Consider the following 19,940-nt stretch of genomic DNA (forward strand, 5'->3'; position numbering starts at 1 on the left):
ATATTTCAAATAAGATGTTTTTATGAATAGTATTGGCATACTGTTTTTCCTCATTGTTGTTCATATCCGGCATGGATGCATAGAAGCGGGAGAAATCCCGCTCTCTTTTTTATTTATTATCAATAATATTACTCAATTAAATATTTTCAATGAGAGTGTTTAATGAGTTGTATTTTTCACAGAGAGTACACTCCTTGATAAAAACTCCAATAGGTTTTATATGCCCTGTTAGCGCAGGGCATTTTTTTATTTCTACATTACGAAAAAACACAAAGTGACTTTCACATTTTAAAATGTGACTTTGAATAAAGGAAAATGAACAATGAAAACAGATGAAGAAATTCTTAAGGCTGTGCGAGAGGGTAATGCGGTGGTTATGTTTTGCGAACCGGATATCGCATCGCAATTAGCCGGTGAGGCTAAAAAGCACGGAATTGACACGATTTATAAAGGGAAAACTAAAGTCGACTCTGAAAATATTTCCCTTGTGATGAAATCTCGATTTATGAACAAGAACAAAAAGGAAAAATAATAAAATGGCTATTAAACAATATGATGAATTGAAAACGGACACTGATGTAATCAGTTACATGGCTGATGATGTCATGGCAATTATGGTTAAAACGTTCCCCACTCTGGCTGTAGCTGTAGAACCGGGCTATGTTATTACCTCCGCTGGCTCCCTTGTGGTTTCTGGCTCTACCGACGCATTTATATGTCTGGATTATGCGAATGCTGGCAGTAACGTGGCATTGCGAGTAGTGGTTACGTCCTGCGTAGTGAAACTTGCCGCTCTGTTTGCTACTGATGTAAATAAAGCCGTGGCTCTTCTGACCGCCGATAAATCTATTCGTGTTGCAGATTTCGCACGTAGTGCATCTGGCCTGTAATCCACTAACAATAACAATAAAGGATTTAATATGAACGCTTTAGAAAAATTTAATCTTGCCTCTATGTTGCCGCTGTTTGAAGCAATGCCATTGCGCAACTACCTGCTTGAATCACTGAATATTTTTGATAAGACGCCAAGCGAAACCATCAAAGTTTCTGTTGACCAGATTATCAATGATAACACCTCATTATTGAATAAATCAAATGCACGGTATTCCAGTGAATTTAATACTACCACGCGCCCAAAAGCGGGGAATTACCTTATTGAAATTCCGCATTTTGTACGTGTTGACCAAGCAGGTGTACAAGATTTTCAATCAAAACGCAAACCCGGCACCGAGCTGGAAGAAACCTTGATGGATATTGTTACTGAATATCTTCAACTTCATCAGACCGCGTACTACAGGACGCAGGAAGCCAGTTTTGCTCAGTCATTATTTTCTGGCACAGTGAGTGTGCCGTACACCATTGACCGCCCTTTGATTAACTGGGCTACTGAGTTTGGTCAGGTTCGCCCGACTGCAAATATTGATTTGTCCAATCAGACTATCGACGTAAACGAAATCTTTAACGGATATGTCGATACCGTAGGGGCAACATTAGGCGGGTTTACATCTAATCTGCGTCGTTATGTGGTATTCGCTGGAGCGGGCTTCTACAACTCGTTGCGTTTTCATGCTTCAATGAAATCAGCTTTCCAGTATGTCAGTCCATCATCTGACGACAATGTTATTTTCCAACGTCGGGAATATTTACCTGGAATTACCACATTCACCATGCCTGGATTGTCCGTAGATGTTATCAAGGTAACCGATCCTCTATATACCGCTTTTATCGGCACGAATGAGGCGTATATGATTCCCGTATTCACGGAAGGCACCAATATTTATAACAAGGTGTATGGCCCAGCATCCCGCCATGTACAGATTGCCCAAGGCCCGACCGCCGAGGTTTACAGCTATACTATTGTAGATCCAAAATGGGCAGGTGTTGACGTGGTCAATGAGTTTGGCATTCTCCCTGTCAATCATGGCATCGGTATGAGTTTGAAAATTACGAATACGGCAGCATAATGAAAATGGTTAAATGCATAATAATAGTTTTGGTTATCTATTTATGCATTTTATATTGGATAATTAGCGGGGTGTATATAAGCGTTCCGCTGATGCTAATTATTATGAATGCTTATAATTAATATGGAGCAACACACATGCGAATAAATATTGAAGGGGCGAATCATCGCCCGGCTTTCACATTTCAGGGTGACGATGAAGAAGCCTTGCGGTTTCTAAATCTATCAGCGCTGGCGCGGCACTGTGGAATAAATTATTCCACTCTTCTTTGGAAAATGAAAGTAAAAAAAATGACTTTAGAAGAAGCACTTCAATAATAAAGGCCAGCCAGTAGGCTGGCTTTTTGTTTTATGGAATAGATGTGAACAATATGAACAATATGGGGAATATATGAGTGTAACAGTACAGGCAACAAAACTTGTCAATACAGTCGAATACAAAACGGATTTAGCAAGCCTGAAAAATGTTATGAATCAAATGCGAAAACTGCAAGGTTTCAGCAGCAAGCTAATGAGTAAGAATGTTATTGATAACACCAAAGCACAGATATTGCAAAGTAGATTGCAGGCCCAAGAAGCGAAGACAGCGACAGCTGTTCGTATATCCGAAAGCAAAATAGCCACAAATGCTATTATTGCAGACCAGAAAAAGGCGACTGCTGTCGCTCAAGCTGAGGCCAAAAAACTAAATACTTTGAATAACCAATGGAAATCAGCAGGCAATAAGGGAATGGTTGGAAAACCCGACACGGTATATAACGCGGAATTAATTGCTCGCCAAACAGCCGCTATGACACCTCCATTAAAACAAACTCATGATGATGCACGTATAGCAACTGAGCGTAAAATGCGGGAATCGGCTTTCCAGTCGGACATTGCGCACCATGATAAATTGGTGGCATCGGCATGGCGATTAAATCAGATTAATAAAGCGGACGTAGTGACCCGTTATAAAGCCATAACCGCTGCAAGGCAGGTTTTGCAAGCAGAAAAAGAAGGACGGTATACAGCCTCCGAGACAGCGCATGAGATGCGTAAAATCACCGACCAGCTAAGGGCGCAGGCAAGGCTCCAAACGAGAGTCAACCGTGAGCAATCCAAATCTGCACGTAGCACCATTAAACGCACTGGTGGCGTTCGTAGCCCCTCAGGATTCGCAGGTGTTGCAGGTCTGTCAGGTTTATTCGGTTTGGGCCTTGGTGCAAGTTATATTGGCCGGGGTGCTGTTGCTAATACTGTCGAGCGAGAGAAAGACTACAAGCAGGCCGCGCAGTACGGAGTTGGGCGTACAGAAATGATGGGCTGGATGAACGCATTTAAACAATCCGGCGCTGATGTCTCCAGTGATAAATTTCTAGACCAGATGAAGGACTATCGCGAGAAGACAGGGGAACTGACCAGCCAAGGGCAGCTAAAAACTGACAAGCACGGCAAAACTACTTTGTCAGGCGCGGGGGAGATGGGTGATGTTATCAATGCCTATTTACAGCGTGGTGGGACTAAAACAGGCGCGGAATCATTAATAAAACAATTGCAGTCAATGAACTGGCCTGAATATCTCGTGTTTATGAAAACATGGGGCAAGCAGATGGGATTCAATTCTAAGGAAATGGCCCAGCTAACAGAAATAGTTGATGATGGGAGTTTGAGTTTTAATGCTATCAATGAGTCTGCATTGAATGTTACCGATACAATGAAACTTCTCAAGGATAACGGTTATACTCTCTCAGACCAGCAATCAAAGGCAATTTCATCTTTGCAATCTATGCTACCCGTTTTTGATAATATACGTAACGCCTTGAGCGATAAATTTACCGCTGGATTTGCTAATGGTTTGGGCCTTGTTAATAGCAGCGCCAATGATGTTTATAAACAGTTTAAAGACTTGAATCCGATAATGGAAAGTTTTGGACAGTTTACCGGTGAGACATTAAAAAACCTCATGGGTATAGTTTCCTGGTTTAATACAATAAACCCTGAGAACAAACATGAGCAATTATCAGATAATGGTATTTACACCAAAGATAGTGCCGTTGGTGATTTCATGAATCATATTAATAGCTTTTTTGATAGCTTTGTAGGGGCTAATAGTTTCGGTGGCAGACCAGCATTGCCAACTCCGGGTTTTGATTTATCTGTCCCTAATATGCTGGCATATCAGAACGCTACCGCATCCATACCAATTATTAATCAAATCAGCGTTAGCGTTCCTCAGAGTAATATAAGTGTGAATGTCGATGATTCTCGTTTATTTGGGGTGTTCGATGCAGTAGCAGATTCAGCATTTGAATATAAAATGGAGAGCCAAACAAATGATCTCTATTCCTTCCAACTTGCACGGTAGAGGTAATATGGCAGAATGGATTATGGTAGCAGGCAAAAACAATGCAAGCACATTCCAAACTAAAAGTGATGATTATTTTGTTTTCAGTTTCGATTCCATCGATACTTATAATGAAGAATGGAATAGTACCCTTAGTAAATATAGACAGGAATCGGGTACGGAAGTATCAGATCACCTGACCCTGCATAACGAAAAATTCAGCCTCGAGGGCAGAGTATCTAATAGTCCAATAGAAAAATTTGAATCTAATCAAGTAGGTTATGATTCCCTCGGCGGGATTGAGGCGAGTAATAACAATACTCGAACCAGTCAGGCAAGATTGCTTTTGAAACAGATACGCGATGCAAGAGCATCCATAACGCTTGTGAGCGAGTTCGAGGTAATGAAAGATATAGTCCTCACAAATGTTAGTTTTAGTCAGGATTCAAACACTGGCGAGCAATTACAGTTTAAGCTGGATTTTGAGAAGGTTCGCCGGGCTTCTATTGCCCTTACTACTATCTCGATCAGTAACAGCCGGGTAATCAATAAAAATGTCGCGGGGACAACGAATTCTAAAAATAAAGCATCCTCCACGGCCGAGACCAGTTTAAAAACTTACCGTAGCAAAGTGGTTGAAAATTCTAATTAAATCATAACGATAATACAAAGCGCCTTTATGGCGCTTTTTCTATTTCTGATTGAGTAAAATTTTTACTTAAATGGAATAGTTTTGCTCTTCGTTCGTCATATCAGTACCTATACACTGTGTGGAATTAATTATCTTAATGATTTATCTACAAAAAAGGCGGATAAGATGAGCGATTTTAATTGTCATCTAAAAATATTTAGGCTTGACGGAGATAAGATGCCTTTCACCCCACGCTGCCGGTGGTCCGCCGCCGGCATACTTGCGGCCCTGCTAATGACCGCCGCCCATGCCCATGGTGATAGTCATGCCGCGGCGGCGGACGCCGATACGGCTGGGGCGGCCACTGAAGCGCCTTTCCTGCGCGAGAATGATGCCGCGATGACGCAAATGATGACCGCCATGACGCTGACGCCCAGCGGCGATGTCGATCGCGATTTTGTCGCCATGATGACGCCCCATCACCAGGGCGCTATCGCCATGGCGCAGGCGGAGCTGCGTTATGGCCGTAACGAGCGGCTGCGCCGCATGGCGCAGGAAATTATCATAACCCAACAGGAGGAAATCACCGCCATGCGCCAGGCGCTGGGGGACCCGTTGCCGGCAAGCGCGCCGGCGCCCGATCTCATCCCGGCAGGCAGCGCGCGCGCCGGACATTAACGTTATAGTTCCCACTGAAAGGACAACCATCATGAAATCATCCTTTATGGCCCTATCGCTGACCCTGCTTACCGCACCGCTGTCCGGCTGGGCCGGGCAGGCGCCGCGCGCCGCCGCAAGCGCCGATATCCCCGTCAGCCATCACGACCGGGTCTACGCCGCCGAACAGTTTTCCAATACCCTTTCGGTCACCGACCCGGCGGACAATACCCTGCTGGGGGTCATTCGCCTGGGCGATCCGCAGCCGGGCAACCTCAGCCCGCTGTATCGCGGCCAGGTGCTGGTGCACGGGCTGGGCTTCTCTCCGGACGGTAAAACCCTGGCGGTGGTCGCCATCGGCACCAATTCCGTGACCTTTATCGCTACCGCCACCAACCAGGTGAAACACACCACCTATCTGGGGCGGGCGCCCCATGAGGCGTTTTTTACCCCCGACGGCCGGGAGGTGTGGGTTACGGTGCGCGGCGAAGATTATATTGCCGTACTGGATGCCGCCAGTTATGAGGAAAAGCTGCGTATCAAGGTGCCGGCCGGGCCGGGCATGCAGATTTTTTCGCCGGACGGCAAATACGGCTATATCTGTTCATCCTTTAATCCTGAAACAGTGGTGGTTTCCGTAGCCGATCACGCCATTGTCGGGCGGGTGAAACAGGCCAGCCCGTTCTGCCCGAATATTGCGGCCACGCCCGACGGCAAACAGGTATGGTTTACCCTTAAGGACTCGGGGAAAACCCAGGTGTTTGCCGCGCAGCCGCCTTTTCAGCTGCTGAAAACGCTGGATACCGGACCTATTACCAATCATGTCAATATCGCGCATAATGCCAAAGGCACCTTCGCGTATATTAGCGTTGGCGGACTTAACCAGGTAAAAGTGTTCCGCACCGATGATTTCACCCAGGCGGCCACCATCGCCGTAGGCAATTTACCCCATGGCGTCTGGCCGTCCGCCGACGGCAGCCGGGTTTATGTCGGCCTGGAAAATGACGATGCGCTGGCGGTTATCGATACGTTAAGCAATAAAGTCACCGCCACCATTCCCATCGGCCAGGCGCCGCAGGCATTGGCTTATGTGCCCAACGCGGTGCCGGAGGGGGACGGCAAGGCCGGTTTACAAACCCTGGGCGTGGCCGGGAAGGCCACGCACCTGGCGCTGCGGCGCGTCGGCGCGGCGGGGGGGCCGGCCCCGACCACGGTATCGCTGTTTGACCAGGGCCTGACGCAGGTGTTGCAGGCGGCGGTGACCGGTTTGGAGCCTAAACAGGCTTATCTGCTGGCATTGGCCACGCGCCCCGACGGCAGCGGCGGGGTACAGCCGTTAAGCGCGTTTATGACCAATCCCGCGGGCGCGGCGATTGTTAACGCCATCGGACCGATTCGCCAGGTCGTCCGCCAGGACCGCAAGGCGGAACGCCGCTATCTGGTGGTGGTGAAAGGGACCGCCGAAAACTATGGCGCGCCGGTGCAAATCCAGGCGTTGTAACGCGCCATGTCATAAAAGGAAGCTGATGACCATGTCCGGGCTTACCGATCGCCAGATAAGGGAAGTACTGCCGCAGCTGCGGCGCTTTGCCCTGTGGCTGACGCGCAATCCCGCCGGGGCTGACGATTTGGTCCAGTCCGGCCTGGAAAAAGCGTTAACCGCCTATGCGGCCCTGCAACATGAGGACAACCTGCGGGTATGGCTGTTCTCCATTCTGTACCGGCAGTTTATCGACGGGGAGCGCCGCAAAAAACGCTATTTACGTCTGTTATCGCTGTTTAAGGGAGAGGAGGAATATGCCGCCTCGCCGGAGGACCTGGCGCTGACGGATGGCGTGCTGGCGGGGTTCGCCTCGCTTCCCACCGATCAGCGGGCCATCCTGCTGCTCGTCGCCGTCGAGGGTTTGCGTTATAAGGAAGTGGCCGAGGCCCTGGACATCCCCCTGGGTACCGTGATGTCGCGGCTGTCGCGCGCGCGCAGGCAATTGCACGATTTGGCGGAAGGCACCGCCGCGCCCGTTAATCCGTCGTTAAGGAGATTAAAATGATGACCCGGACGCCCACTGAAAACGATTTACACGCCTATGTGGACAACCAGCTCGATGAGCCGCAGCGCCGGTGGGTCCAGCACTACCTCTCCCGGCATCCCGAGGCGGCGAAAATGGTCGCCGGCTGGCAAACTGAAACCCAGCGGCTGCGGGTCGCCTTGACCCATGACGAATCCCTGACGCAGGCGCCGGACCTCCAGACCCGTCTTGTGCAGGCGCAGGCAATCCGCCGCCGCATCCAGTCCCGGCGACAGACGCGCTTGGCGCTGGCCTTTACGCTGCTTTTTTCCCTGGGTGTGGGCGGTATTGCCGGCTGGCAGTTCCGGGACCTGGAGATGCAGCGCCATGCCTTGCCGATGGAGGACGCGGTACATGCCTACCAGCTGTTCAGCCAGGATAAACTGCCGGTGCTGGACGTGGTGGCCGATAACCGCGGTGACATGGACAATTGGGTCAGCCGCTATTTTATCAATGGCGCCATGCCGCCCAACCTGGAGGAATATGGCTTCACCCTGGTCGGGGGGCGCCTGATGGCGACGGATACCGGTCCGTCGGCGTTAATCGTTTATCAGGATAGCCAGGGGGTGCGGGTGACCTATTATATCCGGCCATCGGGGAGCAACGGCCTGAAGAGCGGCAAACGCGAGGCCGGCAACCTGCTGGCGCAGTACTGGAGCGACAATAAATACAGCTACGCCGTGGTCAGTCCGGTAAACAGCCGCCGCGCACAGCCGGTGCAAAATGCCATCGCCGCCTATACCGCCGCCCATAGGCTCTAAGGGCGGCCGTGCCTGACTAATGCCAGGATTCTGCCTGACCGTCGCTTATCGCCGCCGGCCATGAGCAGCAGTGGCGATCACCTCGCCGCTGAAACCAATAATGTCCGGTTCATTTTATTTCAGTGACGAAGCTATCGCGGCTGCGCCGGACTTTTTTCAGGTTCACCAGCCAGTCACCTTCGGCCGCCCGGTAACCGAGGGGCAGCATAACCACGCTACGCAGGTTCTTCGCCGGCAAACCGAGGATGTCATCGACCGCCGCCGGATCGAATCCTTCCATCGGCGTGGCGTCAACCTCTTCGAACGCCGCGGCAATCAAGGCCGCGCCCAGGCCGATATAAGCTTGCCGCGCGGCCGCCTGATAGTTAGCCTCCGTGCCCCGACCGGCGACGATACCCAGCAACATCTGGCGATAATTTTCCCAACCTTCGTTTTTAAAACCCCGCACGTCGTTGGTAAGGTCGAACATCATATTAACGCGATCGGGCGTGATGTCGTCCCAGGCGGCGAAAACCAGCAGGTGCGAACAGTCGGTAATCTGCGCCTGATCCCAAGCCACGGTGCGAATCTTTGCGCGGATATCCGCGTTGCTGACCACGAACAGCTCAAAGGGTTGCAGCCCGCTTGAGGTAGGCGCCAGCCGCACAGCTTCAATGATACGTTCAAGCTTTTCGGCGGGCACGCTTTTCGTCGCATCGTACTTCTTGGTGGCATAGCGCCATGCCAATCTTTCATTAACGGTGGTCATCTTGGTTTCCTTCAGGTGTGAATGTGCATGCCGGGATTGCGCCCGGGCTTGCGGCGTAGTGTCGGCCCCGGCAACCCCGGGGTTAGCGGCAAAAGGCGAGCTGGCTAAATAATAGCAGCATCACCGCCCCGGCAAAACCATGCCGCGTGCCGAACATTCAGATGTTACCGCAATGGCATTGCGCAAGAGGCGCAGGTTGTTATCGGGTTCATCCCTACCGGCAGTCCACGCCGGGTAATAACGTCCGCATGGCCATCCGCATTTTTTATTTTTGTTTATATTTGATTTACACAAAGTGTGGCATAACCTGCGATTCCGAAATGTATAACACCGGATCCTCCCGGCAACCGGTATAAGTCCTACGTGTAATAGTGTGCGGTAATGATGATAAATGATGATGTGGTGTATTGCTTTCAGGGAGCAGTAACCTGATGTGGTTATTTAAATGGGCGGCAATTCCCCTACTGGCTTTGGGTATAATACCTGAGGCGCTGGCAGTAAATGTCTGTCATGATCCTACGCTGGATAAGAATAAGGGTTTATGGCGGAATTTTACCGCCAATATCGCTAAAACATGGAACGCCTCACCCGACCAGGATATTTATGTGCCGGTAATAACCTGGCATAATCGCTATTTTTATGATGACGAGCATATCCGGCGTTATAATGAGCGTCCCTGGGGTTTGGGATATGGCATTTCACGACTGGACGAACGGGATAATTGGCACGCACTCTATGCCATGGCTTTTAAGGACTCCTTTAACCGCTGGGAACCTTTCGCCGGCTATGCCTGGGAATCGCAATGGCGGCCCCTTGCCGATAACGATTTCAGGCTGGGAGCGGGCTTCACGCTTGGGGTCACGGCCCGGCATAATTGGCGTTATTATCCCATCCCGGCCCTATTGCCGCTGGCGTCGGTCAGCTATCACACTATTACCTTCCAGGGCACCTATATTCCTGGTTCGCGCAATAACGGCAATGTTGTTTTTGCCTGGCTGCGCTGGCGTTTTTAACCGACGGCGTCTTTGACCACCCCGCCGGGTGAGGGAGGAGGAGCCGGGGCGATAGACGCGTTCACACCCGTTGGGCGCGTACCAGCGTCAGCGAACTCATGGTCTTTGCCAGCCGGTTATGGTGTTCATCGGTAAAATATTGTTCCTCCATTTCACGCGACGTCAATTGTTCGATGATGTCAAAATGAAACGGCGCCAGGAATTGGGCGGCTTTATTAGCCTCTATACCGAACGTCCAGGCTTCACCGAGTTTCCTGACTGCCGCCACGCATTCTTGCAAACCATATTGGCTATTTTCTCCGGCAATCGCCGCGGCATCCACATAATCAAAAAATACCTGGCTCCCCGGACCGCCGTGCCGGCTAATGGCGGTAAAAATAGCCTCGACCTGTTCCGCTTCCAGATAATAGGTCAGCCCTTCCAGCACAAAAAAACATTTTTCGCCGCGTGGAATTGCACGCTGTGTCAATATTTCGTTTATGCGTTGCCGGGAAAAATCAATGGCGATAAAATGAACGTTGGCCGGAAAATCAATATCTATTTTTTTGAAAATAGCGCGTTTCTGTTGCTGCATATCAGGATGATCGACTTCATACACCTGACAGTGCCTGAGTTGTTGCTGGAAGCGGCAGCACCTGGAATCAAAACCGGCGCCAAGAATAAAGACCTGTTTACAGTCCGCGGGCAGGGTCATGAAAATGTTATCCAGGAAGTTTGTCCGGCCTAAAATATATTCATAAGCGCCGGGCGGTACCGAGGCATTAAACATCTCGTCGTTAAGTAAAAAAGATTTATGCATCAGCGATAAAAATGAGTTCAATGCATAACAGATCATTACCGCAATAAAATCGTCGCCTTTAAAGTGTTGACGTGTTTCGCCAAAAGATTTGGCCCGAAACAGACAGGTCATTTCAGCGGTGGAAGAGAAAAAAAGCTTTTTTTTCGACATAGGCCGGATCCGCCGGTAGATAAAAAGGCATTGGCGCCCTCAGAAATCAGAAAGCATAGTAGCGCTGTAAAAAAGGACAATGTTCCAGATAACATAACGTGAGCGGCATCATAAAAGACGCGCAGGCCGCGCCCCGCGGCGCGTAGGCACGGATTCGACCGTGGGGCCGGCCGCGCCGGGGCAGGGTATAAACAGGACGAAAGATGCGTTCCGACTTGCGGCTTGGTTTGTCTGTGCTAAACCTTTAGTAGGCCTAACAAAAGGAGTTCGTTATGAAAAAAAGCTTATATGTTTTATCCGCATGTATGTTCACCATCCTGCTGGCGGGTTGCGCCGATAATAATTATGCCATGCATACCAACGACGGACGCACCATTGTCAGTGAAGGCAAACCGAAGGTAGATGACCAGACCGGTATGATAAGCTACAAAGATGCTAATGGAACCAAGCAGCAGATCAATCGCAGTGACGTTAAGGAAATGATGGAAATCCAACACTGACGCATAACATCGCGCAGAGACGAAACCCCACCCTGCTGGGGTTTTTTTATGGCCGCAATAGTAGAATGTTATCCTGCTGGCGCTAACGCCGTTTTAATCCGCCAGGAAATCAGCCTGGCAAATCCAGCCATAAGGGCCGGTAATGAGTTAATTCCAGAAATACCATTAAATAAAGCAACCATCAATTTTCACGATCATTTACCCGATCGCTTTGGTATTAAAGATCACTCGCCCAGACTTATTTAAGCGAACGATCCGATGGTGAAAGCGGTATTTCATGCCCGGCCGGCGAAAGAGGTCATCGGCAAGCGCGCGGTCCTTTTGACAGCCAGGTCATTCTCACCGCTAAACGCCGTGCAGGGCCTTTTGATATTGACCGGGCGTTACCCCCATAAAGCGCCGAAACCAGCGGGTAAAATGGGCCTGGTCGGCAAAACCGGATAAAATACCCGCCTGGCTGAGAGGGCATCTGTCGCGGATAAGATGCATGGCATAGCGCACCCGGGCCTGGCGCTGGTAGGCGTGGGGCGTCATGCCGTATTCGCGCTCAAACGCGCGCAGCAGGCGAAACGGCGGTATGCCGGTTTGGACGGCGATATCCATCAGACTGACGCGATCCCCCAAATGTTCATCCAAAAACGCCCGCGCCCGCCGCACCGCGCCAAGCTCCGGTCCGCCGTCCGGCGATTTGGCGGCGTCTTTAACGTAACGCTTCATCAGCGTGTCGGAAAACGCCAGATAAGCCTGATCGCGAAATAACAGCGATCCCTGGGTCTCCGAGCTGCGGTGTAGCGCATACAAAATAGCGTTAATCTCGGGATCCCTGATAATGGGGCCGGAAATCGTCAAGGCATGCCTGGCGCCGCGCTCGTCAACCAGCTGATGCAGATAAGCGATATCCACATACAGGGTACGCAGGCTCCACCCCTGCGCGGTGACGGGCCAGCCCGCATGGGGTTCGTCCGCGTCAATGGCATACAGATCGCCGCGCCGGGCGATAAATTCATTGCCCCGCGTGCGGATGCGGATATTACCTTCAGTGAGCAGGGCGAAACAGGCCGTATCATGGGTATGCACATCATAGGAAAAATCAACAAATGTGCCGCGCAGCAGCTCGGCCTTCAGGTCGGGCGACCGCCAGACATTGACGTCGGAAGGGTTGAACGGCATGGGGACATCCTCTGGGGCAAGGGGCGCAAACACTCCTCTGTTAGGGTACATCACTTTGAAGAACCCAGGCAACGCCGGCACGCAGGGTCCGCGCCGCCCCGGCGTTTATGCCTGCGGCTATTTTAGCAGCCCGAGTTTGGCCACGATTTTGCTTATGGGCTTACGCTCGCCGACCAGGGCAAGGCCAACATACTGTAGTTCTTCGGTGGCCACGCGGGCTACCGCCTCGCGAAAAGCGGCGTAGTCGGTGGTCTGCTGGCCCTGGACGGGAAAATCAATAATGTCGCAACCCGACCCGGTGCCTTTGGCTCTCAGGGCGGACAGCGTGGCGCGATCGGCCGCCAGAACGGTAATGCCGATTGGGATAAGGCCGGGATGTTCGCACCCGCTGGCATCGACCAGGGGCAAGCCGACCAGCGCCGGATGGCGCTGGCCAACGGTAAGGGCGATGACGGCGGCGGCGTTTGCCGCCCTGCCCACGGGCAGTTCGCTATCGACCACGATAACGCAGCGTTCGGGTATTTTGGTTGCTTCGGACATGCCTGGGACTCCATGAAATAAAAATACCGCGCTATAATGCGGCGGCCCGTCGCCGCCGTCTTGAACGCTATTGCAGGGAGAGAAGCGCTTGGGGGGAGGAACCGCGTGGCCACGCGCTGAAAGGCCTGCGCGGCGGCGGAAATAAGCCGTGGGGTCCGGCGCTGTAACCGGCGGCCGTCCGGGTAAAAGGCCTGTCGCGGCGGCGGGCGGCGCGACAGGACGGTTCCTTAGCGGCGGATGGCAAAATGCGCCGCTAAGGGGTCGGCCACCTGCCGCGGCAAATCGGCCTCCCACGCCAGATAGGCGGCGCTGGCGGCGGCATTGCCCTCATGGCGATCGTGCAACCAGAACAAATAATCAATCTGTTGGTCGGCGGGAGGATCCTGCGGACTGCTTTGCACCGTCAATCCCGCGGCCTGCCAATCCTGCGGCTTTCCGGACACGCGTTTGGCATCGAATCCGGCGTCGATTAAATCACGCACCACGCCTGCGGCCAGCGTCCCTTGCCCGGCAAACACCAGGATCTCGCCGGCCGGCGGCAAGTCGGCCGCGATCCGCGATCGGTTTACCCAGCGCGTACCGGCGGGATGCGCCCGGCGGTATTCCCAACTGCGATCGGCGCTCAGGCCCAGGGCGCCGGCGTCCAGCCGTTGCCTGGCCGCCGCCGCGTCGATAACCGGGACGGGCGGCAACGCCAAGGGCAAGGGCGCCGTGGGGTGAGATGCGGTGTTCGCCCCATCGAACCCGGGCAGCACTACCGCGTCCCAGCCGAGCTGCAGCAGCCAATGGGCGGTGGTAGTGGCGCGCACCCCGTCATTATCATTAAGCACGATGCGCGCATTGCGCGTGCCCGCCCATTTGTCCAGCGACTGTACCAGCTGTCCGCCCGGCGCCCAGCGGGCGCCGGCCCGGTGGCCGCGCTGATATTCGTCATGATTACGGACATCGAACAGATAGGTGGTGCGCTCCGGGTCCGATTGCCATTGCCCGAGCGTGGCCGCGTCGATAACGTTTACACCGTAGCGTTGTGCCAGCGCGTCCGCCCGTGCGCGGGATGATTGCTGCGCCCGTTTGCTCAGTGGCGGGAAGTAGCGGGCATCGTCCCGTACCGTCGCCAGATCGGCCAGCCGCCAGCCCTGGGTGCCGCCGGACAACGCCACCACTTTATTAGGCACGCCGGCATTAATCAGGGTCTGCGCGCCGATGATGCCGCGCGTGCGGCCCGCGCAGGAGATCACCACCAGCGTCTCGGGCGAAGGCACCAGGTCCTCGAAGCGATAGAGCAGTTCGGCGCTGGGTACGGCGATGGCGCTGGGCACATGGAAGCGGTCGTATTCCTCTACCGTGCGGCTGTCCAGCAGGACGTAATCCTCCTGGCGTTCGATCAGGCGCGCCAGTTCGTCCGGAGCGATATCCGGCGTATGCAGCAGGTGTTCGACAAACTCGGCAAAGGCTTTATAGGGCACGTTGACGCCCTTGAATAACGGGTAACCGCCGCGCTCCCAGGCCTGTACCCCACCGGCCAGAAAATAAAGCCGGTCATATCCCAGGGCGGATAAGCGCGTTATGGCCCGCGCCGTCACATCCTCGTCGTCGCCCAGCAGCACCAAACGCGTGCCGGCGCGGGGCACCAGCGGGGGCAGGGCGGTTTCGAGCAGACTGTAGGGAACGTTAACCGCCAGCAGCGGATGGCCCTCGCCATAGGGGCCTTCTTCGCGGATATCGATAAACGCCAGCTCTTCGCCGTCGTCGAGCCAGTCCAGCAGGGCGGCCAGCGTAACGGGCCGCCCGGCGTCATGTTGTCGTGTCATAAAATGCCTGTATGAAGAAATAATGCGTTAATAACGCAGGCCCGCCTGTTTTAGCAGCGGCAGGATCCGTTGGCCGAAATAAGCCAGCTCGGGTTGATAGTCGACAAAACACAGTTGCAGTCCGTCGCAGCCGATAGCCTTGAGCCGGAGGATTTGTTCGGTGATCTGCTCCGGCGTGCCCACCAGTTGGATATTGCCGCCGACAATACGCTCATCCCGCTGGTGGCCGCGCCAGGACCGGCTATCGCCGGTAGCGTGGGTATGGAAAAATCCGTCCACCGCGCCATGGTCGGCCTGGGCGATGATCGCCTGATATACTGCCTGCGCTTCGGCTTCGGTATCGCGCGCGATAATCATCGGATTGACCAGGATCCGCACGTCGCGGTTGATTGCCTGTGCCGCCGTCCTGACCTGGCGGGTAATATCCGGCAGCGCATCGATGGCCGCCTCGAACGACGCGCCGGCGGGGCTGGTCACGAAAATCAGGTCAGCCTGACGTACCGCATGGGCGATGCCGGCGGCCGAACTGGTGGCGCTGACTATCACGGGCCGGCCATAACGGGGTTTGGGCGTGACAAACGCCTGGTTCAACCGCCACCGGTCGCTGTGGTAATCCAGGTTTTCCGTGCCGGCCCAAAGCTGCTGCAGCAGCGAAACATATTCGTCGGCAAGGGTATAGCGCTGGTCGTGGCCAGGCTGCTCCTGGCCGAACATGGCCCATTCGTCTTTACGGAAACCGGTGACGACGTTCAGGCCCCAGCGGCCCCCCGACATATGATCAAGCGTCGCGCCGAACTTGGCCAAATGCAGGGGATGCCAGGGGCCATAAAAAATATGCACCGTGGAAATCAGCAGAATGCGTTCGGTAATGGCCGCCAGGCCCGCCGCGGTCATCAGGGTGTCGAGCGCCGTTTCGCGATAGCGGGTTTCTCCGCCGAACCCGCCCTTTGGCAACCAGTGCGCCGGTCCGAACACCAGTTCAAATCCCAGCGCCTCGGCCTGGCGCGTTAGCGCGGCATTGTAATCGAAGGTCCAGTCGGTGCCCCGGGGATAGGACGACATGGTCCAGCCGCCGTTATGGATGGGTAAAAACAGCCCGAGCATCAGCGGCTGTTTCATGGCTATGCCCAGGGGGCTGTCCGGCGGGAGCGGCGGCAAAACGGGATAATGCATAGGTAACCTCAAATTTTAGTGCCGATCGGGGGCAAACGGTCGTTTAGCACGAAATCGCCGATGATCTTGGTTTTGTAGGCGATGGGATCATGGGTGGTATGCGTGCGCGCATTGCGCCAGTGCCGGTCCAGGTTCAGCGGCTGTATCGTCGCGCCGGCGCCGCCGACGCGGTAGAGCATTTCGCTCACGCGCAGGGCTGCCTGTTCGGCCGCGACCTTGGCTTCGGCGACGGCGACCGAGGCCTCGCCCAGGGCGCGTTCGGCGTCCGCGCCGCGCCAGAATAACGCCATGGCCTGCTCAAGCACGCCGGCGGCGCGCCCAACCATGGCTTCGGCGCCATGAGCCAGCACCGACATTTCTCCCACCGCCTGCTGGACATACGGGTCATCGCCGGCCCGGTCAACCCCGGCGTCGCTGACGGGCCGGGCGCGGTTGCGGCCGTAATCGGCGGCATCCTCCAGCGCGGCCAGCGCGATGCCGGTATCGATTACCGCGTGCAGCAGTTGGGCAAAGGCGCCTTCATACGTGCGGCGGGTTTTCCATTCCGGCAGCGGCAGGATTTCGTCGTCGGCCAGCACGACATGCGTAAAAGTCACGCTGCCGCTGGCGGTGGTCCGCTGCCCCATGCCGTTCCAGTCATCCTGGATATGGACGCCGGCCCTGTCCGCCGGCAGCAGCGCCAGCGCCCGGCCGCCCTGGTCATCATTGGCCAGGACATAAAAATAGTGGGCGAACAGGCTGCCGGTGGCATAGTGCTTGGTGCCGTCCAAACGCCAGCCGGCGCCTTCCCGGACCAGGCGCGTGGCGATTTGTCCGACCGCGCCGGTATGGCGTTCGGCGGAGGCATTGGTGATCAGGGCGCCGTCGCTGATGGCGCCGAGGTAGCGCCGCTGCTGCGCCGGGGTGCCGTAAATGCGCAGCTTTTCGATGCCGCAGGCGTGGGGCTGGATGGCCTGGGCGATATTCGGATCGCCTTTGGCCAGGGGCAGCATCAGGCGCACCCATTGGGTCAGGCTGACCTCGCCGCCGCCGTATGCGCGCGCGACCCGTGCCGCCAGCAGGCCCGAGGAGGCCAGCGCGGCGATTTCCGCCTTGGGCAACAGCCGCTCCTGGTCGCGGCGGGCGGCGCCGGCGCTAAACTGGGCGCTGAATTGCCCGGCCGCCGCCAGTAGCCGGGAAAAAGTTAGCGGGGCATCATCCCCTGAGGCCAGGTCAGTCACGATAGTCGGGCTCGCGCCGGTCAAGCAGACGCCGCAGCGCGTCGAAATGCAGCTGATAGCCGGGTTTGTACTGCGCGCCCGGCGCATCGTGCAGTGGGGTGTTATGAATCTGGTCCTGTACCTTATCCACCTGCTCCGCGCTCAATCCCCGCAGTCGCTGGCCGGTCCACAGGGCAAACAGCTGCACCCGCGCCGCGCGCTCCAGGGTATACAGCCGATCGTAGGCTTCGGCGGTGGAGCGCCCGGTCACCAGTACGCCGTGATTGCCCATAAACAGAATGGTCTTTTCGCCCAGGATCGCCGCCAGCCGTTCGCCTTCCCGCGGATCGCGGGCCAGGCCGTCGTAACCCTCGTCGTAGGCGATTTGGTCGAGCAGCAGCGCCTCGGTCTGGCCGAGCGCCAGCAGATGCTGGCTTTCCAGCCGGGTCAGCGCGCCGGCATAGGGCATATGGGTATGGAACACCGCCTGGTGTTTGGCATGGGCGGCATGGATCGGCGCATGTATACAGTAAGCGGAACGCTGGATGATGCCTTCCCCGTCCAGCTGCGTGCCGTCAAAACCGATGGTCATCAGCTCGCTGGCCCGCACTTCCGACCAATGCAGGCCGAAAGGCGGCAGCAGGAAGCGATCGTCGCTGCCCGGCACCGCCAGGGTGAAATGATTATAAATGCCTTCACTGAAATCGTGCCAGACCGCGAGACGGTGCGCGGCGGCGAGATCCAACCGCGCCTCGTGCCGGGCCGTCGCGCCGGGATCGTTGGCGGAGAACAAACTCATATTATTTTCCTTCAGGTTGCAAAGAGACATCTTTCAGCGACGATAAGGCGCCGTCCGGCGCGGTGCTCACGCCGTGAAGCCGGGTGCTGTAGACGGTGAAATTCTGCTGTTCCACCAGGGGAATAACCGGCAGGTCGGTCTGGGCCAGACGCTGGAATTCATGGAATTCGCCCGCGCGCTTGCCGGGGTCTATTTCCACCTGCAGCCGCTCGATAATCCGGTCCATGTTGGGATTGGTGTAATTCGAGGCATTGGACCAGGGCGTGCCTTGGGCGATATTTTTGCTCCAGTAGTGGCGCAGGCCGCCGATCTGCGGGTCCATCATGGGCACCCAGCGGCCGGTCTCGATATCAAAATCGTAATCGCTGTAGATGCGCTTGATAAATGTCGCCAGGTCCTGGTTACGCACCGTCAGCTCAATGCCTATCTTGCTCAGGCTCTGGCGGATAAATTCCGCCTGATTCTTGAAACCGTCGTTGACCGGGAAATAGTCGATGGCGAGGCGGAAACGTACGCCGCCGGCCTTGCGCGGGTAGCCCGCTTCGTCCAGCAGCTTCTCGGCGGCGGCGGGATCGAAGGCATACTGCGGCACGCCGTCGATGGTATAAAAACGCTTCAGCGACGAGGGAACGGGACCGGTGGCGGGTTTACCCAGGCCGTACCAGACCACGTCCACCAGCGCCTGTTTATCGATTGCCCGGTCGATGGCCTGGCGCACCTTCAGGTTGGCCAAAATGGGGTTGCGCAGGTTGAATTCCAAAAACGTATAGGCCGCCGACGAATCGTAGCCCTGCTTGGTCACCACCAACTGCGGGTTCTGGCTAAGGCGCTTTACATCGGAAAGGGGCACCGAATCATAGGGAGCATACAGCACGTCGCCGGTTTCCAACGCGGCGGCGCGCGATCCCGCGTCGGGGATAATGCTAAAGATAACCTTATCGACCTTGGGCTTGCCGCTGTCCCAATAGTCGGGGTTGCGTTCCAGCGCAATATATTGTCCCCGCTGCCATTGCACAAACCTGAAGGGGCCGGTGCCCACCGGTTTGGCATTATAAGGGCTGGTGCGCACGTCGGTGCCGGCAAACAGATGCGCCGGTAAAATCTGCGCCTCGTTGGCGTTCAGCGAACTTAAGATCACCAGAGAGGGATGTTCGAGGCGAAACACCGCGGTATGGTCATCCGGCGTTTCCACATCCTTGAGCGCGGCAAACGTGGTGCGTCCGCGCGGATGGACTTTTTTCCATAATTCCAGCGCCGAGTATTTTACATCCGCCGCGGTAAAGGGCTGCCCGTCGTGCCATTTAACGCCCTGGCGCAGGTGAAAAGTGATGCTCAATCCGTCCGGCGCCACTTCCCAGGAGGTCGCCAGGCTGGGCTGCGGCTGCATCTCCTGGTTATAGGACACCAGGCCTTCATAGATATTATTGGAAACCACGCCGTTAGGAAAATTAGTATTAAAGGCGGTGTTCAGCGCAACGGGCTCGGGTTGCACCAGGGCGACCAGATTACCGCCGGCGGCCAGGGCGGGCCAGACGGTCAGGGTAAAACTGATGCCGATAGCGGCAAAAATGATTTTTGGCAAAGGCAGCTGAAAAATAGGCATAAATGATGACCTTACATCCTCGGTAATTATCTGG

The 19,940-nt window shown here is 55.0% G+C and carries 22 protein-coding genes; 13 read left to right on the plus strand and 9 right to left on the minus strand.

Annotation, left to right across the window (positions count from 1 at the left end):
• The first annotated feature begins 322 nt into the window (after positions 1-322).
• From ACL2XM_RS03020 to ACL2XM_RS03065, 10 genes are all read left to right on the plus strand, one after another.
• Entirely contained in the window at positions 323-532 is a 210-nt protein-coding gene (locus ACL2XM_RS03020; protein WP_413732282.1) for a hypothetical protein, read from the plus strand.
• A gap of 4 nt (positions 533-536) precedes the next feature.
• Positions 537-890, plus strand: a complete 354-nt coding sequence (locus ACL2XM_RS03025; protein ID WP_413732283.1) for a hypothetical protein — start codon at positions 537-539, stop codon at positions 888-890.
• A gap of 30 nt (positions 891-920) precedes the next feature.
• Positions 921-1,964, plus strand: a complete 1,044-nt coding sequence (locus ACL2XM_RS03030; RefSeq protein ID WP_413732284.1) for a major capsid protein — start codon at positions 921-923, stop codon at positions 1,962-1,964.
• Positions 1,965-2,101: 137 nt separating this feature from the next.
• Positions 2,102-2,281: a hypothetical protein gene (locus tag ACL2XM_RS03035; RefSeq protein WP_413732285.1), complete on the plus strand. Its 180-nt coding sequence runs from the start codon at positions 2,102-2,104 to the stop codon at positions 2,279-2,281.
• A 73-nt stretch (positions 2,282-2,354) separates the two neighbouring features.
• Positions 2,355-4,307, plus strand: coding sequence for a hypothetical protein (locus ACL2XM_RS03040; protein ID WP_413732286.1), 1,953 nt, complete (start codon positions 2,355-2,357; stop codon positions 4,305-4,307).
• A 7-nt stretch (positions 4,308-4,314) separates the two neighbouring features.
• On the plus strand, positions 4,315-4,938 hold the full coding sequence (locus ACL2XM_RS03045) for a phage baseplate protein (RefSeq protein WP_413732287.1): 624 nt from the start codon (positions 4,315-4,317) through the stop codon (positions 4,936-4,938).
• 216 nt (positions 4,939-5,154) lie between these two features.
• On the plus strand, positions 5,155-5,595 hold the full coding sequence (locus tag ACL2XM_RS03050; RefSeq protein WP_413723309.1) for a DUF305 domain-containing protein: 441 nt from the start codon (positions 5,155-5,157) through the stop codon (positions 5,593-5,595).
• 31 nt (positions 5,596-5,626) lie between these two features.
• A complete protein-coding gene (locus tag ACL2XM_RS03055) occupies positions 5,627-7,075 on the plus strand; it encodes a YncE family protein (RefSeq protein ID WP_413723308.1) in 1,449 nt (482 codons plus the stop codon).
• A 25-nt stretch (positions 7,076-7,100) separates the two neighbouring features.
• Positions 7,101-7,622: a sigma-70 family RNA polymerase sigma factor gene (locus ACL2XM_RS03060; RefSeq protein ID WP_410014259.1), complete on the plus strand. Its 522-nt coding sequence runs from the start codon at positions 7,101-7,103 to the stop codon at positions 7,620-7,622.
• A complete protein-coding gene (locus tag ACL2XM_RS03065; RefSeq protein WP_413732288.1) occupies positions 7,619-8,401 on the plus strand; it encodes an anti-sigma factor family protein in 783 nt (260 codons plus the stop codon). The genes ACL2XM_RS03060 and ACL2XM_RS03065 overlap by 4 nt, the downstream gene beginning before the upstream one ends.
• A 109-nt stretch (positions 8,402-8,510) precedes the next feature.
• Here the strand turns inward: ACL2XM_RS03065 and ACL2XM_RS03070 are convergent, their stop codons facing one another.
• Complete coding sequence (locus tag ACL2XM_RS03070) at positions 8,511-9,149, minus strand: nitroreductase family protein (RefSeq protein ID WP_410014261.1); 639 nt, start codon at positions 9,147-9,149, stop codon at positions 8,511-8,513.
• A gap of 431 nt (positions 9,150-9,580) precedes the next feature.
• On the opposite strand from ACL2XM_RS03070, the gene pagP reads away from it, so the two are divergent.
• Entirely contained in the window at positions 9,581-10,162 is a 582-nt protein-coding gene (pagP, locus tag ACL2XM_RS03075) for a lipid IV(A) palmitoyltransferase PagP (RefSeq protein WP_413732289.1), read from the plus strand.
• A 61-nt stretch (positions 10,163-10,223) separates the two neighbouring features.
• Here pagP and ACL2XM_RS03080 read toward each other — a convergent pair whose 3' ends face one another.
• The gene (locus tag ACL2XM_RS03080; RefSeq protein ID WP_413732290.1) at positions 10,224-11,111 is read right to left on the minus strand and encodes a class I SAM-dependent methyltransferase; all 888 of its coding nucleotides are present in this window, start codon (positions 11,109-11,111) and stop codon (positions 10,224-10,226) included.
• A 272-nt stretch (positions 11,112-11,383) separates the two neighbouring features.
• Between ACL2XM_RS03080 and ACL2XM_RS03085 the strand changes: the two genes are divergently transcribed.
• Both ACL2XM_RS03085 and ACL2XM_RS03090 read left to right on the plus strand, forming a co-directional pair.
• Complete coding sequence (locus tag ACL2XM_RS03085; RefSeq protein ID WP_413727963.1) at positions 11,384-11,611, plus strand: YgdI/YgdR family lipoprotein; 228 nt, start codon at positions 11,384-11,386, stop codon at positions 11,609-11,611.
• Positions 11,612-11,659: 48 nt separating this feature from the next.
• Positions 11,660-11,857, plus strand: a complete 198-nt coding sequence (locus ACL2XM_RS03090) for a hypothetical protein (RefSeq protein WP_413723303.1) — start codon at positions 11,660-11,662, stop codon at positions 11,855-11,857.
• A 99-nt stretch (positions 11,858-11,956) separates the two neighbouring features.
• On the opposite strand, the gene ACL2XM_RS03095 is transcribed toward ACL2XM_RS03090, so the two are convergent.
• From ACL2XM_RS03095 to ACL2XM_RS03125, 7 genes are all read right to left on the minus strand, one after another.
• The gene (locus tag ACL2XM_RS03095; protein ID WP_413732291.1) at positions 11,957-12,781 is read right to left on the minus strand and encodes a helix-turn-helix domain-containing protein; all 825 of its coding nucleotides are present in this window, start codon (positions 12,779-12,781) and stop codon (positions 11,957-11,959) included.
• 117 nt (positions 12,782-12,898) lie between these two features.
• Positions 12,899-13,321: a DUF2000 domain-containing protein gene (locus ACL2XM_RS03100; RefSeq protein WP_413732292.1), complete on the minus strand. Its 423-nt coding sequence runs from the start codon at positions 13,319-13,321 to the stop codon at positions 12,899-12,901.
• Positions 13,322-13,548: 227 nt separating this feature from the next.
• On the minus strand, positions 13,549-15,132 hold the full coding sequence (locus ACL2XM_RS03105; RefSeq protein WP_413723300.1) for a rhodanese-like domain-containing protein: 1,584 nt from the start codon (positions 15,130-15,132) through the stop codon (positions 13,549-13,551).
• 27 nt (positions 15,133-15,159) lie between these two features.
• A complete protein-coding gene (locus ACL2XM_RS03110; RefSeq protein WP_413729759.1) occupies positions 15,160-16,305 on the minus strand; it encodes an LLM class flavin-dependent oxidoreductase in 1,146 nt (381 codons plus the stop codon).
• Between the two features lie 8 nt (positions 16,306-16,313).
• Positions 16,314-17,525 carry an acyl-CoA dehydrogenase family protein gene (locus tag ACL2XM_RS03115; RefSeq protein WP_413729760.1) on the minus strand — a complete coding sequence of 404 codons (1,212 nt, stop codon included), beginning with the start codon at positions 17,523-17,525 and terminating at the stop codon, positions 16,314-16,316.
• The gene (locus tag ACL2XM_RS03120) at positions 17,518-18,303 is read right to left on the minus strand and encodes a class II aldolase/adducin family protein (RefSeq protein ID WP_410014270.1); all 786 of its coding nucleotides are present in this window, start codon (positions 18,301-18,303) and stop codon (positions 17,518-17,520) included. The genes ACL2XM_RS03115 and ACL2XM_RS03120 overlap by 8 nt, the downstream gene beginning before the upstream one ends.
• A gap of 1 nt (position 18,304) precedes the next feature.
• On the minus strand, positions 18,305-19,906 hold the full coding sequence (locus tag ACL2XM_RS03125; RefSeq protein WP_413729761.1) for an ABC transporter substrate-binding protein: 1,602 nt from the start codon (positions 19,904-19,906) through the stop codon (positions 18,305-18,307).
• Positions 19,907-19,940: the final 34 nt, after the last annotated feature.

Origin of the sequence: Sodalis sp. RH20 (genome assembly GCF_047324205.1) — a bacterium.
Lineage (GTDB): Bacteria > Pseudomonadota > Gammaproteobacteria > Enterobacterales > Enterobacteriaceae > Acerihabitans.

What these genes read in the sequence shown, in the direction of transcription:
- ACL2XM_RS03120 (WP_410014270.1), bottom strand. Translation starts at nt 18,303, where the DNA reads ATGAGTTTGTTCTCCGCCAACGATCCCGGCGCGACGGCCCGGCACGAG.
- pagP (WP_413732289.1), top strand. Translation starts at nt 9,581, where the DNA reads ATGTGGTTATTTAAATGGGCGGCAATTCCCCTACTGGCTTTGGGTATA.
- ACL2XM_RS03060 (WP_410014259.1), top strand. Translation starts at nt 7,101, where the DNA reads ATGACCATGTCCGGGCTTACCGATCGCCAGATAAGGGAAGTACTGCCG.
- ACL2XM_RS03085 (WP_413727963.1), top strand. Translation starts at nt 11,384, where the DNA reads ATGAAAAAAAGCTTATATGTTTTATCCGCATGTATGTTCACCATCCTG.
- ACL2XM_RS03045 (WP_413732287.1), top strand. Translation starts at nt 4,315, where the DNA reads ATGGCAGAATGGATTATGGTAGCAGGCAAAAACAATGCAAGCACATTC.
- ACL2XM_RS03030 (WP_413732284.1), top strand. Translation starts at nt 921, where the DNA reads ATGAACGCTTTAGAAAAATTTAATCTTGCCTCTATGTTGCCGCTGTTT.
- ACL2XM_RS03055 (WP_413723308.1), top strand. Translation starts at nt 5,627, where the DNA reads ATGAAATCATCCTTTATGGCCCTATCGCTGACCCTGCTTACCGCACCG.
- ACL2XM_RS03095 (WP_413732291.1), bottom strand. Translation starts at nt 12,781, where the DNA reads ATGCCGTTCAACCCTTCCGACGTCAATGTCTGGCGGTCGCCCGACCTG.
- ACL2XM_RS03125 (WP_413729761.1), bottom strand. Translation starts at nt 19,906, where the DNA reads ATGCCTATTTTTCAGCTGCCTTTGCCAAAAATCATTTTTGCCGCTATC.
- ACL2XM_RS03040 (WP_413732286.1), top strand. Translation starts at nt 2,355, where the DNA reads ATGAGTGTAACAGTACAGGCAACAAAACTTGTCAATACAGTCGAATAC.
- ACL2XM_RS03070 (WP_410014261.1), bottom strand. Translation starts at nt 9,149, where the DNA reads ATGACCACCGTTAATGAAAGATTGGCATGGCGCTATGCCACCAAGAAG.
- ACL2XM_RS03035 (WP_413732285.1), top strand. Translation starts at nt 2,102, where the DNA reads ATGCGAATAAATATTGAAGGGGCGAATCATCGCCCGGCTTTCACATTT.
- ACL2XM_RS03090 (WP_413723303.1), top strand. Translation starts at nt 11,660, where the DNA reads ATGGCCGCAATAGTAGAATGTTATCCTGCTGGCGCTAACGCCGTTTTA.
- ACL2XM_RS03020 (WP_413732282.1), top strand. Translation starts at nt 323, where the DNA reads ATGAAAACAGATGAAGAAATTCTTAAGGCTGTGCGAGAGGGTAATGCG.
- ACL2XM_RS03110 (WP_413729759.1), bottom strand. Translation starts at nt 16,305, where the DNA reads ATGCATTATCCCGTTTTGCCGCCGCTCCCGCCGGACAGCCCCCTGGGC.
- ACL2XM_RS03105 (WP_413723300.1), bottom strand. Translation starts at nt 15,132, where the DNA reads ATGACACGACAACATGACGCCGGGCGGCCCGTTACGCTGGCCGCCCTG.
- ACL2XM_RS03025 (WP_413732283.1), top strand. Translation starts at nt 537, where the DNA reads ATGGCTATTAAACAATATGATGAATTGAAAACGGACACTGATGTAATC.
- ACL2XM_RS03065 (WP_413732288.1), top strand. Translation starts at nt 7,619, where the DNA reads ATGATGACCCGGACGCCCACTGAAAACGATTTACACGCCTATGTGGAC.
- ACL2XM_RS03050 (WP_413723309.1), top strand. Translation starts at nt 5,155, where the DNA reads ATGCCTTTCACCCCACGCTGCCGGTGGTCCGCCGCCGGCATACTTGCG.
- ACL2XM_RS03100 (WP_413732292.1), bottom strand. Translation starts at nt 13,321, where the DNA reads ATGTCCGAAGCAACCAAAATACCCGAACGCTGCGTTATCGTGGTCGAT.
- ACL2XM_RS03080 (WP_413732290.1), bottom strand. Translation starts at nt 11,111, where the DNA reads ATGTCGAAAAAAAAGCTTTTTTTCTCTTCCACCGCTGAAATGACCTGT.